A 14,018-nucleotide genomic window follows, 5' to 3' on the forward strand; every position below is an offset into this window, starting at 1 on the left:
GTATGCGCCCCTCGAACGACGCGTTTCCATGAACGCCCTCCATAATGTGCGCTGCATCACTTCGGGGGCATGCCGGCCGGGAACGTCGCAGGTGGCGTGGTGTGGCGCGCCTCCCCGGCGGTGATGTACCGACCGGCGAGCCGATTTCTGACGACCGGGCGCGTGTTCAGTGGCTGTTTAGGCGCCCGCCATGCGTGGTCCGGTTTCCCGGAGCGGTGTCCGGAAAGGGGGTCGGCTCTGGGGGAGGGGACGCCTGGGGCGTCCGGGGTTCGAGGGGGCGACGGGGTAAAGGGGTCGTATGACCCTTGTGCGGCCCCCGCCGCCGAACAAGTGGCCGCTCCGGGTCAACCGTCGGACCGCTGAGCGAGTCTTTACCTCCAGTAGGCTTCGCGCCGTGCGTCGTATGACGTGCGGCGCGAAGCAGGTCGTTCAACGGGAGGAACCGGCGTTGCACATCCAGGAGTGGCTCGAGACAGTACCGGCGATAGCCGTCTACCTTCTGGTGGGCGGAGTCATCGGGCTGGAGAGCCTGGGCATCCCGCTTCCCGGTGAGATCGTCCTCGTCAGCGCCACGCTGCTGGCCGCCACCCAGGACCACATCAACCCGTACATCCTGGGCGCCTGTGCCATCGCGGGTGCGATCGTCGGTGACTCGATCGGGTACCTGATCGGACGCAAGGGCGGCAAGCCGCTGCTGGAGTGGCTCGGCCGCAAGTTCCCCAAGCACTTCGGCCCCCACCACGTCGCCACCGCCGAGCGGTCGTTCCAGAAGTGGGGCATGTGGGCCGTGTTCGTCGGCCGCTTCATCGCCCTGCTGCGCATCTTCGCCGGTCCGCTGGCGGGCGTGCTGAAGATGCCGTACTGGAAGTTCCTGATCGCCAACGTCCTCGGCGGCATCGTCTGGGCCGGCGGTACGGTCGCGGTCATCTACTCCGTGGGCAAGGTCGCCGAGGAGTGGCTGAAGAAGTTCTCCTGGCTCGGCCTGGTCGCCGCCCTGCTGTTCGGCCTGGGCTCCTTCATCGTCATGCGGATCAAGGCCAAGAAGGCCGGTGCCGCCCAGGCCGCCGCGCCGACGGGCGAGCAGCGCGAGACCGAGGCCGTCGCCACCGCGGAGTGAGGCACCCGCGCTCCGCCCCTCGCGGACCGCAGAGAACAGGACAAGGCCCCCGGCTCCGGCCGGGGGCCTTCGTCGTACGCCGCCGCTGCCGCCGTGGCGCGCGGTCCTGTGATCTTGGCCCCAGCCGGCCGCTGACTGACGGCCCCTCGCTTACGGTGCTGTGGAGACGAGGGCGACGGACGAGGAGTGTGCGGTGACGGAGAAGGCGCTGACTTTCGCGGTGGGCGGCAAGCGGCCCGAGATCGACCCGGCGGCATTCGTCGCCCCGACCTCCGTCGTGGCCGGTGACGTCACCCTCGCCGCGGACACGAGCGTCTGGTACGGCGCCGTGCTGCGCGCCGACTGCGGGCCGATCACGCTCGGCGCGGGCAGCAACATCCAGGACAACTGCACCGTGCACGTCGACCCCGGATTCCCGGTGACCGTCGGGGAGCGGGTGACCGTGGGGCACAACGCGGTGCTGCACGGCTGCACCGTCGAGGACGACGTGCTGATCGGCATGGGCGCCACCGTCCTCAACGGTGCCAGGATCGGCGCCGGTTCGCTGGTCGCCGCCCAGGCGCTCGTCCCGCAGGGCATGCAGGTGCCGCCCGGCTCCCTGGTCGCGGGGGTGCCCGCCAAGGTGCGCCGCGAGCTGACCGCCGAGGAGCTCGAGCACATCCGGCTCAACGCCGTGATGTACCTGGAGCTGGTGAAGGCGCACCGCGAGGCGCTGGCCGAGGACTGAGCGCCGCGCGGTGCGGGGTGTGCGTCAGCCCGTCGCCAGCAGGACCGTGCCGACGAGCGCGAGGCCCGCGCCCGCGGCCTGGACCGTCTGCAGCTTCTCGCGCAGGACGCCGCGGGCGGCGAGCGCGGTGACCACCGGGTAGAGCGAGGCCAGCACCGCCGCGACGGTCACCGGGCCGTTGTTCGCGGCGATGGAGTACGTGCCGTTGGCGGCCACGTCCGCCAGGCCGACGAAGGCGAGCGCGGGCAGGGCCGAGCGGATGCCGCTCCAGCCCTCCTCGGGCAGCCACGGGGCGCCGCGCCGTACGGAGGCGTAGAGCGCGCCCGCGCCGACCACGACGTTGCACAGGCGCTGGACGAACAGGGCGAGGAAGAGCCCGGTCAGGGTGTGCGAGGCCTCGGCGATCAGGGCCATCACGGAGCCGAAGCCGAAGGCGGCGATCAGGGTGAGGATCAGGGTCTGGCGCTGCACGGGCGCCCCGCCCAGGCCCGGGCCGCTGGCGAGGACGACGCCGGCGACGGCCACGGCTATGCCCGCGAACTGCAGGATGCCGGGGCGCTCGCCGAGGACGAGGCCGACGCCGAGCGGCACCGCGACGCCGCCGAGCGCGCCGAGGGGGGAGACGACTCCCATGGGCCCGAGGGCCAGGGCCTTGTAGAAGGCGAGCATGGCCGCGGGGCCCACGACGCCGGCGGCCACCGCGAACCACAGCTCGGGCCCGGCCTCGGACCAGCCGCCGGTGGCGACGACGATGGCGCCCAGCGCGCCCACGGCCAGCAGCTGGGAGAGCAGGACCACGGTCAGGGCGGGCATGCGCCGGGTGAGCAGCCCGCCGCCGAAGTCGGCCAGCCCCCACATGAGGCTGGTGGCCAGGGCGAAGACCGGTGTCATGGGAGAGACCTCGCAGTACAGTGTGGTGAATGGTGGCGTCCATGACACCGTAGTGCATGCTGCTGAACTTCATTAATTAATACATTGGACTGGATGGACTGTGACGGACCTCGAGCAGCTCACGCAGTCACTCGCCCGCAACCTCAAGCGCTGGCGCGGCGAGCGCAACTTCACCCTCGACGCCCTGGCGGCACGCTCGGGCGTCAGCCGGGGCATGATCATCCAGATCGAGCAGGCCCGTACGAACCCCAGCGTCGGCACCACGGTCAAGCTCGCCGACGCGCTCGGCGTCAGCATCACCACCCTCCTCGACTACGAGCAGGGCGACCGCGTCCGGCTCGTAGCCCCTGAACAGGTGGTGCGGATGTGGTCTACCGAGGCGGGCAGCCACACCTCGCTGCTCGTCGGGACCGAGGCGCGCGGGCCGCTGGAGCTGTGGGAGTGGCGGATCGTGCCCGGCGACAGCAGCGTCTCCGACGCGCACCCGCCCGGCACGATCGAGCTGCTGCGGGTGACGGCCGGCGAGCTCACGCTCGTCGTCGACGGCGAGGAGCACACCGTCCCCGCCGGCACCTCGGCGACCTTCGAGGCGAACGTGCCGCACACCTACCGCAACGACGGCACCGAGCCCGTGGAGATGACCATGGTGGTGGCCGTACCGCCCGCCCGCTGAGACGGCCCGGCGCCGCCGGGGGCCGGGCTGTTACGGTGACGATCATGACCGATAACCCCGTGCACCCGACGCCCATGGAGGCATTCGACGACGTCCGGCCCGCCATCGAGCGACTGGACCTGCTGGTCCCGCCCGTGGCCGAGGCGATCCGGGGCTGGGGCGGCCCGGTGCCCGTGGAGGAGCTGCTCCACGTCGACACCGCGGCGGAGAAGGCGGACACCGCCGTCCTCGTGGCGCACTACGGGCAGTGGCTCCTCGAGAAGTCGGCGAACTGTGTGATCGTCGCGGCGAAGCGCGGCGGGGAGAGCTCCCTCGCCGCCTGCGTCGTCCCGGGCCATACCCGCGCCGACGTCAACGGCGTCGTACGCCGCCATCTCGGCGCGCGCAAGGTCTCGTTCGCGGCGATGGACACCGCGCTCGGCGAGACGGGCATGGAGTACGGCGGCATCAACCCGATCGGGCTGCCCGCCGGCTGGCCGGTGCTGGTGGACGCCGCCGTCGCCGACAGCCCGTACGTGCTCATCGGCAGCGGCAGCCGGCGCGGCAAGCTCATCGTCCCCGGCAAGGCCCTCGCCGAACTGCCGGGCGCCGTGGTGATCGCGGGTCTGGGGAGCTGACCCGGCTACGGGCCCGGGCGGACCGGCCGGGCCCGGGCTCAGACCGCCCGGCTCTGCCGTGACACGTCGAGCGACAGGGCCAGGGAGTGCTCGGCGAACCCCAGGCTCCGGTAGAGCGGTTCGGCCTCGGGCGTCGCATGCAGATCGACGCGTGTGACGCCCTCGCCGGCGAACCAGTCGAGCAGGGCCTCGGTCGTCGCACGCGCCAACCCCCGCCCCCGGTAGCGCACATCGGTGCACACCGTGAAGACGAACCCGAACCGTCCCGTGGGATGGCCGGGCGCCGGCAGCCGCTCCTCCACCCGCCCGACCGCGCACGCCGCCAGGTGCGGCCCGCCCCACCCCGGATCGCCGTCCACGACGAACGCGCCCAGCCCCGGCCCCCGCGCGGCCAGTTGCCTGCGGGCCACCTTCTCGGCGTCGCGCTCCCACGTACCGGGGGAGTCGTGGCCCTCCATGGCGGCGAACATCAGACGGCGCAGCCGGACGATCTCGGCTGCGTCCTCGGGCCGGGCACGGCGTGTGGTGATCATGAACCGACGTTATCCCGGCACGGCACCGCCAAGGACGCCCGGTGTCCCTGAAAGCGGACTGAAACCGTAGTGAAAGTGGGCGCCCCTAGTGTCTTTCTCACCGGGAGCCGACTGGATGGGGACGGGCCATGAAAAGCGCCAAGGAACCGACGATCTACCAGGACGTGGATATCATCCGCCGCATCCAGGAGCTCATGGTTCTGTGCTCCCTGCTGCCGCCCGACGGCAAGCTGCGTGAAGCGCTGGAGCTCGCTCTCGCGCTCCACGAGGAGCCGGCACTGGCCCGGATCACTCCCCTCACCAATCTCCATCCCTTCGCGACGAAGGCCTGGCTCGAGACCCTGTGGCTCGGGGACGGCGTTTCCGGCGAGGAGAAGGAACTGGTCGCCTGGCAGAACAAGAGCGAGAACATGGGCCCGGCCATTCGTGAACTCAAGAACGCCGAACAGCAATCCGGCATCACGTTGGTCGCCCGGCTGACGTCCTGACATCGCCAGGTGTCGGGATTCACCTCAACATCGGAGGTAAGTCATGACCGCTTCGATTCTTCAGTCCGTCGTGGACGCCGACTTCCGCGCCGCGCTGATCGAGAACCCGGCCGCGTTCGGTGCCTCGACCGCGGTCCTGCCCACGCCCGTGGAGCAGCAGGACCAGGCGTCCCTCGACTTCTGGACCAAGGACATCGCCGCTACGGAAGCCTTCGCCTGCAAGCAGAGCTGCAGCTTCGGCCCGTTCACCTTCGTGTGTGACGGCAACACCAAGTAAGCGGCCGTTGCCCTCGGGCGGTAACGCCCGCCCGGTGCGATGACGCGGTGGGTCGGCCCTCGCCGGCCCACCGCGTTGCGCCGCGCGGCGGACCCCCGGCCACGAGCGCTCCCTCGACTTCGACCGCAGGAGAGTTTCGCACATGGGTAACGCTTATCCGCTGGACATCGCGGCGCGGGCGGCCAATCTGACCGAGCGACTGCGCGTCGTCGCCGCGGCGGGCGGCGCCGCGGAGACCGGTCAGGGCACGGCGGTCGAGCTCGACGCGTTCGACCGCTGGAAGATCGACACACTGGCCGGGAAGCTGGCCGACAAGTTCCACCAGGAGTCCCTCCACCGCAACAGGCCGCCCCAGCACACCAAGGAAGAGCTCGTCGGCGTGCTGTCCGCGTACCGCCGGATCGAACTGGGCCTGGACGGGGCGGACGAGGAGACGCGCGAGCTCGTGAACGGGCTGCACAGCGCCTGGCTGCCCACCTACCGCACCGCCCTGGACGCCTTCGACCGCGAGCGGTCGGACCCGGCGGCCGCCGGGAAACCCTCCTGGCGCGCGTTCGACGTGTATTACGGGCGGCTGGCCAAGGCCTGCGAGCCGTTCCTGCGCGAATTGGGGCGCGCCCTGGGCGCCGTACGGACGGCGGCGGACGACGAAGGCACCCTGCTGAGCCCCGAGCTGGTCGAGGACATGCAGCGCCACCTGCTCGACCGCTTCGAGTTGAGCATGGCCTGGGCCGTGGAAGCCGCCGCCAACGTGCACTGCGCGCAGACCGGAATCGACAAGTCCACCGCAGGCCGCGAGGACTATCTCGCCTATCTCGACGCCACGTTCGCCGACAGTGCGGCCTATCACCGCTTCTATCTGAATTTCCCCGTGCTCGGCCGCTGGCTCGCGCACACCACCGCCCTGCTCACCTCCTTCGGCCGGGACGTCCTCGAAAGCCTGGCGGCCGACGCGGAGGCCATCGGAAACGAATTCTTCGGGCAGCGGATCACCGAATTCCGCTCCCTTCGGCTGGGCGACTCCGACCCGCACGCGGGCGCGCGTACCGTCGCCCGCGTCGAAGCCGTGCTCGCCGACGGAAGCACCGCCGAATTCTTCTACAAGCCGCGCAGCGTCCGCTCCGAGGCGGCGCTCCAGGACCTGCTCGCACGCCTGGCGGACGACGGGGTCGTCGACTTCGCGACCCGGCCCGTCCTGCCCAGGGACGGCTACGGCTACGAAGCCCTGATACCCGCCGGGCGCAACCGCGTGGAAACGCCGCAGGAAGTCGAGCGGATCTACGAGGAGCTGGGCGGCTATCTGGCGGTCTTCTACGTGCTGGGCGGCAGCGACCTGCACTTCGAGAACATCCTCGTCGCCGACGGGCACGCCTTCGTGTGCGACGCGGAGACGGTCCTCGGCGTCCACCCGCAGGGCCGCTCGCAATCCGAAGGCACCCTCCTCGACTCCGTGTTCAAGACCGGGCTGCTCGAGTGGCCGCGCTCCGCCCGGCCGGGCGAGGAGGCCGCCGCCGAGATGCGGATCAGCGGCTACGCGGGCGGCGAGGGATACGAGGTCCCCATGCCGGTGGCCCGCAGGAACGGCGAGGGGCTCAGCTTCGAGGCGTCCGTGGTGCACCGCACCGGCGTCCACGTGGAGACCAGCGCCTCCAACCGCGTCTTCCTCGGCGAGGAGCTCGTCCGCCCCGAGGACCACGCCGAGTCGATCATGGAGGGCTTCAACCGGGTCTACGCCTGGTTCGCCAAGGACCCCGACGCCGCCGTCGACTTCGTGATGGAGACGTTCAGCTGGGTCACGGCCCGCTTCATCAACTGGGGCACCCAGATCTACGCCCAGCTGCTGAGCGCCGCCCGCCACCCCAGGTGCCTGACCGAGCCCCTCGAAGTGGACCTGCTCGCCAACACCGTGCGCACCTTCCCCCGCACCTGGGACGCCGAGGGCATCCTCGCCGTGCGCGAAGTGAACGCCATGTGGCAGCTGGACGTGCCGCTGTTCACCGCGGGCGCCCATGCCAGGCAGCTGGTGCACGCGCACGGCGAGCCGCTGCCCTCGCGCCTGGACCTCTCGCCGATCGACCACGCCGCCGCCCGCATCAGGCGGCTGTCGGAGGAGAACCGCGAGCAGCAGAGCCAGTACATCGCCGCCAGTCTCTCCACGGACGAGATCAGCAGCCCCTCCTTCGTCGCCACGTCCCTGGACTACGCGGTCAAGATCGGCAACCGGCTGTGCGGCGAGCTCAGGGCGCCCGACGCCCCCGCACCCTGGACCTCGTACCAGCTGGCGGGCGGCCGGCTCGAGCAGGTGGACATCGAGGCCGACCTCTACCAGGGCTCCGCGGGTGTCGTGCTCTTCCTCGCCTACCTCGATCAGCTCGTGCCCCGGCCGGAGTACCGGCAGGCCGCCCGGCAGGGCCTCGACCACGTCCTCGCCCAATGGGACCGCGACCGGCTGGGCGCGTTCGCGGGGCTCGGCGGCGTCATCTACCTCCTCACCCACCTGCACCGGCTGTGGGGCGACGAGGAGCTGCTCGAGAAGGCCGTCCGGCTGAGCGACGAGATCCCCGGGCGCGTCGAGGAGGACCGGCACTTCGACATCCTGCACGGAGCGGCGGGCCTCATCCCCGTCCTGCTCGGCCTCGCCGAGGAGAGCGGCGGGCACGGCCTCGACCACGCCCACCGGTGCGCCGGCCACCTGCTGCGGCACGCCGAGGACGACGGCGAGACCCTCAGCTGGCCCCCGTCCGCGCCTGAGGAGACCTACGGCAACCTCACCGGCTTCTCCCACGGCTCCGGCGGCATCGGCTGGGCCCTGATCCAGCTCGGCCACCACACCGGCCGGAGCGACTACATCGAGGCCGGGCGCAAGGCGTTCGCCTACGAGGACCGGTACGTCGACGAGACGGAGAAGGACTGGTACGACCTGCGGATCAACAACGGCTCCGCGGTCAAGGGCGCCCGGCACTTCTCCAACGCCTGGTGCAACGGGGCGGCCGGCATCGGGCTCGCCCGGATCACCAGCTGGGACGCGCTCGGCCGGACCGACGAACAACTGCTGCGCGAGGCCCAGCAGGCGCTGTCGGCGACGATGCGCAACTTCCCCCGGCTGAAGAACCACACCCTGTGCCACGGCACGTCCGGCAACGCCGAGCTCTTCCTGCGCTTCGCCCGGCTCAACGACGAACCGGCCTTCCAGCTGGAGGCCAACGTCCAGGTCCAGGCGCTGTGGCGGAGCTTCGACGAGGCGGGCGACAGCACGGCGGACAACAGCGCCGACTTCTTTCCGGGACTGATGATCGGCATCTCCGGATTCGGCATGCACTTCCTGCGGCTGGCGGCCCCGGACCGCGTCCCGTCCGTGCTGCTCCTCGACCCGCCGTCGCACCACGAACAGTAAGGAGTCGCTCCACCATGGCCCTGAAGACCTGCGAGGAATTCCTGCGCGACGCCCTCGACCCCGACCGCTTCGGCCGGGAGATGAAGGCGGTCACGGAGATACCGGAGATCGTCAAGCTCGGCCACCGCCACGGATACGGCTTCACCGCCGAGGAGTTCCTGACGAAGGCCATGTCCTTCGGCGCCCCGCCGGCCGGTGCCGCGGCGCCCGGGGAGAGCGCGAGCGCGCCGGGGCAGAACGGCTCCTCGCCCGGCAACGCCGGCAGGGCCGCCACGGCCGGCCCGGAGGCCGGCGCCACCAGCTTCGCCCACTACGAGTACCGCCTGGACGAGCTCCCCGAGTTCGCACCCGTCGTCGCGGAGCTCCCCAAGCTCAAGGTCATGCCGCCCTCCGTCGGACCGGACCGCTTCGCCGCCCGCTACCGCGACGAGGACATGCGGACGATCTCGATGTCCCCCGCCGACCCCGCCTACCAGGCCTGGCACCAGGAGCTCGCCGGGCGGGGCTGGCGGGACGCCGAGGACACAGCTGCCGCACCGGACGCACCCCGGCGGGACTTCCACCTCCTCAACCTCGACGAACACGTCGACTACCCCGGCTACGAGGAGTACTTCGCGGCGAAGACCAGGGTCGTGGCGGCCCTGGAGAACCTCTTCGGCGGCGACGTGCGCTGCTCGGGCTCCATGTGGTACCCGCCGTCCAGCTACCGGCTGTGGCACACCAACGCCGACCAGCCGGGATGGCGCATGTACCTGGTGGACGTCGACCGGCCCTTCGCCGACCCCGACCGGACCTCGTTCTTCCGCTACCTCCACCCGCGCACCCGGGAGATCGTCACACTGCGCGAGAGCCCGCGCATCGTGCGGTTCTTCAAGGTCGAGCAGGACCCGGAGAAGCTGTTCTGGCACTGCATCGCCAACCCCACGGACCGGCACCGCTGGAGCTTCGGCTATGTCGTGCCGGAGAACTGGATGGATGCCCTCCGCCACCACGGCTGACCCCGCACCCGTCGCCGCGCGCACCGCGGGGCACCAAGGAGGAGCGATGTTCGGAGCAGGACCGCGGACCGCGCGCAAGCCGGTGGCGGACGGCGGGCCCGCGCGCGAGCCCGACGGGCCGGCGCCGGCCGACGGGACCGCGGCCGGGCCCCGGTCCGCGCGGCCCGGCCCGCCGGCCATCCTGGCCAGAGGGTTGGGCAAGACGTACGCGGGCGTGGAAGCGGTGCGCGGCATCGACCTGACCGTCGCCCAGGGCGAGACCTTCGGCTTCCTCGGCCCCAACGGGGCGGGCAAGACCACGACGATCTCCATGCTGACCACCCTGGCCACGCCCACCTCGGGCCGGATCGAGATCGCCGGCCACGACACCCGCACCGCCCCCCAGCAGGTGCGCCGCAACCTCGGGCTGGTCTTCCAGGAGACCACGCTCGACCCGGAGCTGACGGCCGTGGAGAACCTGCGCTTCCACGCCGACCTCTACGCCCTGCCGCGCGCCGGGCTGAGCGAGCGCATCACCGCCATGCTCGAACTCGTCGGCCTCGCGGCCCGCGGCGGCAGCCTCGTGCGCACCTTCTCCGGCGGCATGCAGCGCCGGCTGGAGATCGCACGCGGGCTGCTGCACCGGCCGCGGCTGCTCTTCCTCGACGAGCCGACCATCGGCCTCGACCCGCAGACCCGGGCCCAGGTGTGGACGCACCTGGCCGAGATCCGCGAACGCGAGGCCACCACGATCTTCCTGACCACGCACTACCTCGACGAGGCCGAGCAGTGCGACCGCATCGCCATCATCGACGACGGCAGGATCGTCGCCCAGGGCAGCCCGGCCGAGCTGAAGTCGGTCATCGGGGCCGACCGCGTGGACCTGCGCACGGGCGACGACGTCGCCGCGGCCGCGCTGCTGCGGACACGCTTCGGCCTCGACCCCGTCCACGGCCCGGCCGGCCTCAGCGTCAAGGTCGCGGAGGGCGCCAGGCTCGTCCCGGCGCTGTGCGCCGCCCTCGACGTGGCCGTCTACGAGGTGACCGTCACCCGCCCCAGCCTCGACGACGTGTTCCTCCACCACACGGGGCGCGGAATCCGCGACGACTCAGGAGCCGGCGCATGACGCACGCCACGGCCGCACTGCCGGCCGCCGCCCCCCGCGAAACCGGCCGCATCGCCGCCGAATGGCGCGCCGGCACCATGGTGTGGCGACGCGAGATGATCCACTTCCTGCGCTCGCGCGCCGGGATCGCCGTGTCCCTGCTGCAACCGCTGCTGTTCCTGTACGTGCTGGGCATCGGCCTGTCCCGGATGTTCAGCGGCGCCGGATCCTCCGACGACTACATGATCTTCCTCTTCCCCGGCGTGCTGGTGATGGCGGCTCAGGCCCCGGCCATCTCGGTGGGCGCGTCCATCGTCTGGGACCGGCAGAGCGGGTTCCTGCGCGAGATGCTCGTGGCGCCCGTCCACCGCAGCACCCTGCTGATCGGCAAGTGCCTCGGCGGCGCCACCGTCGCGGCGTGCCAGGGCGCGGTCGTCCTGGCCAGCGCCGGGCTCGTGGGCGTGCCGTACCGGATCGACCTCTTCGCCGCCCTGCTGGCCGAACTGCTCCTCGCCTCCCTCGCGATGACGGTCATGGGCGCGGTGATCGCGGTCAGGATCCAGCGGATCCAGACGTTCCACACCGCGCTGACGGTCCTGACGGCCCCCATGGTCTTCCTGTCGGGGCTGATGTTCCCCGTCAGCGCCATGCCTGCCTGGATGGCCTCGCTCACCCTCATCAACCCCCTGACGTACGCCGTCGACGCCATGCGGCAGACGATCACCGCGTTCCACCCCGCCCCGGCGGCCGGGGCGTCGGGGGCGCCGTTCTTCGACCCGGTCTCCTGGGGAGGCTGGGACGTCCCGCCGGGGCTGTCGGTGGCCCTGGTGGCCGCGTTCTCCGCGGCGGCCCTGGCGGTGGCCGCCCGCCGCTTCGCACGGACCGACTGAAGTCCCACGAAGCGACTGAAAACGCCGTCGTCCCGGGCGACCCAACCGTGGATCATCGCTCACGACCGTAGCGCCGAACCGATCAGAGGAGACCGCACCATGCGCACCACCAGACGCCTTTCGCTGCGCCGCCGTACCGCTCTGCTCATGGGCACCGCTTCGCTCGCGGCCCCGATGCTGCTCACGGTCCAGGCCGGCGAGGCGCAGGCGTTCGGCACGATCAACTCGCTCGGGCAGCGTGCCGAGCACGAGCGCATCACCCGGGCGGCGCTCGCCTGCGCGCCCGGCCAGGCATCCGACGGGACGTGTTTCGAGCCGCGCTCGATCGACCAAGTGGCGGGCCACACCGGCACGTTCGGGGCCGTGGGCTCGCCCGACTCGGACGAGATCTTCACCCCCGAGGCGCACTGCGACGACGCCGACTTCCTCACGGCCTCCGGCTACCCCCGCACCCGGCAGCAGGCCAGCGACCAGCTCATCGCCTGCATATCCAAGCTGCAGGGACGTTTCGGCCAGGGGGTCTCCGCGGGTTCCGCCACCCTGAACGGCGACGGCACCGTCTCACCGGGCAACAGCGACCTGTCCACGGACTGCACCTTCACGGGCGGCGTCCCCGGGCGCGGCAAGTGCAACGCCATCGAGGGCTTCGGCCGCGCGCTGCACGGCGTGCAGGACTTCTACTCGCACAGCAACTGGGCCGACAAGGCGGACCCCAACCAGGCCGTCGGCGTCGCCAACCCGCCCGGCCTGAACATGAGCGGCCCGTCCCCGCTGCTCGCCCTCAAGAGCGGCCGGCCGCCGGCCGCCTCCTCGGTGCCGGCGCAGCTGTCCACCGGCTGCTTCTCGCTCAACCCCTTCGGCTGCTCGAGCCGGGTCACGCACTCCACCCTCAACAAGGACACCGGCCTGATCGATCCGGCCACCGGCGCCACCAGTGACCCGACCACCAACCGCGGCCGGATCACCGGCAACTTCGACCGCGCCGTCAAGGGCGCGATCGCCGACACCCGTCGTCAGTGGGCCGACTTCCGCGCCTCGCTGACCGAGCGCTACGGCCAGGACAAGGGTGCGCGCATCGGCTGCGTCCTGACGCACGACAACCCCGTGCGCGACTGCCGCTGACCCTTGCCTCCACCCCGATCCGCCTGCCGGCCCGGCCGCCCCGGGCCGGCAGGTGCGTACCGGGCGCCGCGGCCGTCCCGCCGCGCTCAGGCGTCGCCGTACGCCTCGCCGCCGAGCTCCAGCACCGCCGAGCCGGCCGTGGTGTCCGCCAGCCAGGCCCTGAACCCCTCCACGTCCGCCTCGGGCAGTCCGATCCCGATCCGCACGCCCGCCCCGTAGGACACCTCGCGCACGTCCCGCCCGGTGGCCCGCAGTTCGTTCTCCAGCTTGCCGGCCCGCTGGTGGTCGACCGTGACCGTCGCCAGCCGGAAGCGCCGCCGGGTCACGGTGCCCAGGGTGTCGAGCGCCTCGCCGACCACCCCGCCGTAGGCCCGGATCAGGCCGCCGGCGCCGAGCTTGACGCCGCCGAAGTAGCGGGTGACCACGGCGACGACGTAGCGCATGTCGCGCCGCACGAGCATCTGCAGCATGGGCACGCCCGCCGTGCCCCCGGGCTCGCCGTCGTCGCTCGCCTTCTGCACCGAGCCGTCGGCGCCGATGACGTACGCCCAGCAGTGGTGCCGGGCGGTGGGGTGCTCCTTGCGGATACGCGCGACGAACGCCTGCGCCTCCTCCTCGGTGGCGGCGGGCGCGAGCGCGCAGATGAAGCGCGACCTGCTGATCTCGATCTCGTGCTCGCCCTCGAGCGCGACCGTCCGGTACTCGTCCTGCATCCCGTAAGCCTAATCCCGCCGAGACGTCCCCCCGCGCCCGGGAATGCTCCGGTGATCTCGCTCGTTGAGCCGGCATGTACGCAGAACCGGGGATCATCCGGAAGATCATCGAGGGGACCGGCGACACCTGGGCGGTTGTCGGTCTGTCGGCCAACGAGCAGCGCGCGGCCTACCGCGTCGCGGAGGTGCTCCAGCGCCACGGCAAGCGCGTCGTGCCCGTCCATCCCAGGGCGGAGACGGTCCACGGCGAGCGGGGATACGCCTCCCTCGCCGACATCCCCTTCCCCGTCGACGTGGTCGACGTCTTCGTCAGATCCGAGCTCGCGGGCGCCGTCGCCGACGAGGCCGTCGCCGTCGGCGCGAAGGCGCTGTGGTTCCAGCTCGGCGTCATCGACGAGGGGGCCTACGACCGCGCACGGGCCGCGGGCCTGCTGATGATCATGGATCGCTGCCCGGCGATCGAGATTCCCCGGCTGCGCTGACCGCCGCGGGCG

15 protein-coding genes are annotated in these 14,018 nt (G+C 71.7%); 12 read left to right on the forward strand and 3 right to left on the reverse strand.

From position 1 onward, the window contains the following. Nucleotides 1–448 precede the first annotated feature (448 nt). Nucleotides 449–1,117 (forward strand): DedA family protein, encoded by a 669-nt coding sequence (locus AB0G59_RS18460; protein WP_360912961.1) that lies wholly within the window; start codon nt 449–451, stop codon nt 1,115–1,117. Nucleotides 1,118–1,310: 193 nt separating this feature from the next. Further along, a complete protein-coding gene (locus AB0G59_RS18465) occupies nt 1,311–1,844 on the forward strand; it encodes a gamma carbonic anhydrase family protein (RefSeq protein WP_071962200.1) in 534 nt (177 codons plus the stop codon). A 24-nt stretch (nt 1,845–1,868) separates the two neighbouring features. On the opposite strand, the gene AB0G59_RS18470 is transcribed toward AB0G59_RS18465, so the two are convergent. After that, on the reverse strand, nt 1,869–2,735 hold the full coding sequence (locus AB0G59_RS18470) for a DMT family transporter (protein ID WP_360912798.1): 867 nt from the start codon (nt 2,733–2,735) through the stop codon (nt 1,869–1,871). A 100-nt stretch (nt 2,736–2,835) separates the two neighbouring features. Between AB0G59_RS18470 and AB0G59_RS18475 the strand changes: the two genes are divergently transcribed. Together AB0G59_RS18475 and AB0G59_RS18480 are read left to right on the forward strand one after the other, a co-directional pair. After that, complete coding sequence (locus AB0G59_RS18475) at nt 2,836–3,408, forward strand: XRE family transcriptional regulator (RefSeq protein ID WP_360912800.1); 573 nt, start codon at nt 2,836–2,838, stop codon at nt 3,406–3,408. Nucleotides 3,409–3,482: 74 nt separating this feature from the next. After that, entirely contained in the window at nt 3,483–4,025 is a 543-nt protein-coding gene (locus AB0G59_RS18480) for a YbaK/EbsC family protein (RefSeq protein WP_360912963.1), read from the forward strand. A gap of 38 nt (nt 4,026–4,063) precedes the next feature. On the opposite strand, the gene AB0G59_RS18485 is transcribed toward AB0G59_RS18480, so the two are convergent. Next, complete coding sequence (locus tag AB0G59_RS18485) at nt 4,064–4,558, reverse strand: GNAT family N-acetyltransferase (RefSeq protein ID WP_360912802.1); 495 nt, start codon at nt 4,556–4,558, stop codon at nt 4,064–4,066. A gap of 128 nt (nt 4,559–4,686) precedes the next feature. Here AB0G59_RS18485 and AB0G59_RS18490 point away from each other — a divergent pair, with 128 nt between their 5' ends. The 7 genes from AB0G59_RS18490 to AB0G59_RS18520 all read left to right on the forward strand — a co-directional run bounded on the left by AB0G59_RS18490 (nt 4,687) and on the right by AB0G59_RS18520 (nt 12,811). Next, nucleotides 4,687–5,046: a DurN family substrate-assisted peptide maturase gene (locus tag AB0G59_RS18490; RefSeq protein WP_360912804.1), complete on the forward strand. Its 360-nt coding sequence runs from the start codon at nt 4,687–4,689 to the stop codon at nt 5,044–5,046. Between the two features lie 43 nt (nt 5,047–5,089). Further along, the gene (locus AB0G59_RS18495) at nt 5,090–5,323 is read left to right on the forward strand and encodes a cinnamycin family lantibiotic (protein WP_071962206.1); all 234 of its coding nucleotides are present in this window, start codon (nt 5,090–5,092) and stop codon (nt 5,321–5,323) included. A gap of 142 nt (nt 5,324–5,465) precedes the next feature. After that, nucleotides 5,466–8,717 (forward strand): type 2 lanthipeptide synthetase LanM family protein, encoded by a 3,252-nt coding sequence (locus AB0G59_RS18500; protein ID WP_360912806.1) that lies wholly within the window; start codon nt 5,466–5,468, stop codon nt 8,715–8,717. A gap of 14 nt (nt 8,718–8,731) precedes the next feature. Beyond that, nucleotides 8,732–9,715 carry a Nif11-like leader peptide family natural product precursor gene (locus tag AB0G59_RS18505; protein ID WP_360912808.1) on the forward strand — a complete coding sequence of 328 codons (984 nt, stop codon included), beginning with the start codon at nt 8,732–8,734 and terminating at the stop codon, nt 9,713–9,715. 46 nt (nt 9,716–9,761) lie between these two features. Then, nucleotides 9,762–10,820, forward strand: a complete 1,059-nt coding sequence (locus AB0G59_RS18510) for an ATP-binding cassette domain-containing protein (RefSeq protein WP_360912810.1) — start codon at nt 9,762–9,764, stop codon at nt 10,818–10,820. Continuing rightward, nucleotides 10,817–11,689: an ABC transporter permease gene (locus AB0G59_RS18515; protein ID WP_360912812.1), complete on the forward strand. Its 873-nt coding sequence runs from the start codon at nt 10,817–10,819 to the stop codon at nt 11,687–11,689. Before AB0G59_RS18510 ends, AB0G59_RS18515 begins: the two co-directional genes overlap by 4 nt. Before the next feature lie 99 nt (nt 11,690–11,788). Continuing rightward, a complete protein-coding gene (locus AB0G59_RS18520) occupies nt 11,789–12,811 on the forward strand; it encodes a CinY protein (protein ID WP_360912814.1) in 1,023 nt (340 codons plus the stop codon). A gap of 86 nt (nt 12,812–12,897) precedes the next feature. Here the strand turns inward: AB0G59_RS18520 and AB0G59_RS18525 are convergent, their stop codons facing one another. Further along, nucleotides 12,898–13,524, reverse strand: a complete 627-nt coding sequence (locus AB0G59_RS18525) for a YigZ family protein (RefSeq protein WP_071962211.1) — start codon at nt 13,522–13,524, stop codon at nt 12,898–12,900. Between the two features lie 74 nt (nt 13,525–13,598). On the opposite strand from AB0G59_RS18525, the gene AB0G59_RS18530 reads away from it, so the two are divergent. Continuing rightward, the gene (locus AB0G59_RS18530; RefSeq protein WP_360912816.1) at nt 13,599–14,006 is read left to right on the forward strand and encodes a CoA-binding protein; all 408 of its coding nucleotides are present in this window, start codon (nt 13,599–13,601) and stop codon (nt 14,004–14,006) included. Nucleotides 14,007–14,018 lie beyond the last annotated feature (12 nt).

This window comes from Streptomyces sp. NPDC021096 (genome assembly GCF_040641275.1).
Classification (GTDB): domain Bacteria; phylum Actinomycetota; class Actinomycetes; order Streptomycetales; family Streptomycetaceae; genus Streptomyces.

Excerpts from the sequence above, each read along its gene's own strand:
- AB0G59_RS18485 (WP_360912802.1), bottom strand. The coding sequence starts at position 4,558 with ATGATCACCACACGCCGTGCCCGGCCCGAGGACGCAGCCGAGATCGTC.
- AB0G59_RS18530 (WP_360912816.1), top strand. The coding sequence starts at position 13,599 with ATGTACGCAGAACCGGGGATCATCCGGAAGATCATCGAGGGGACCGGC.
- AB0G59_RS18495 (WP_071962206.1), top strand. The coding sequence starts at position 5,090 with ATGACCGCTTCGATTCTTCAGTCCGTCGTGGACGCCGACTTCCGCGCC.
- AB0G59_RS18470 (WP_360912798.1), bottom strand. The coding sequence starts at position 2,735 with ATGACACCGGTCTTCGCCCTGGCCACCAGCCTCATGTGGGGGCTGGCC.
- AB0G59_RS18505 (WP_360912808.1), top strand. The coding sequence starts at position 8,732 with ATGGCCCTGAAGACCTGCGAGGAATTCCTGCGCGACGCCCTCGACCCC.
- AB0G59_RS18515 (WP_360912812.1), top strand. The coding sequence starts at position 10,817 with ATGACGCACGCCACGGCCGCACTGCCGGCCGCCGCCCCCCGCGAAACC.
- AB0G59_RS18525 (WP_071962211.1), bottom strand. The coding sequence starts at position 13,524 with ATGCAGGACGAGTACCGGACGGTCGCGCTCGAGGGCGAGCACGAGATC.
- AB0G59_RS18500 (WP_360912806.1), top strand. The coding sequence starts at position 5,466 with ATGGGTAACGCTTATCCGCTGGACATCGCGGCGCGGGCGGCCAATCTG.
- AB0G59_RS18490 (WP_360912804.1), top strand. The coding sequence starts at position 4,687 with ATGAAAAGCGCCAAGGAACCGACGATCTACCAGGACGTGGATATCATC.
- AB0G59_RS18480 (WP_360912963.1), top strand. The coding sequence starts at position 3,483 with ATGGAGGCATTCGACGACGTCCGGCCCGCCATCGAGCGACTGGACCTG.
- AB0G59_RS18510 (WP_360912810.1), top strand. The coding sequence starts at position 9,762 with ATGTTCGGAGCAGGACCGCGGACCGCGCGCAAGCCGGTGGCGGACGGC.
- AB0G59_RS18520 (WP_360912814.1), top strand. The coding sequence starts at position 11,789 with ATGCGCACCACCAGACGCCTTTCGCTGCGCCGCCGTACCGCTCTGCTC.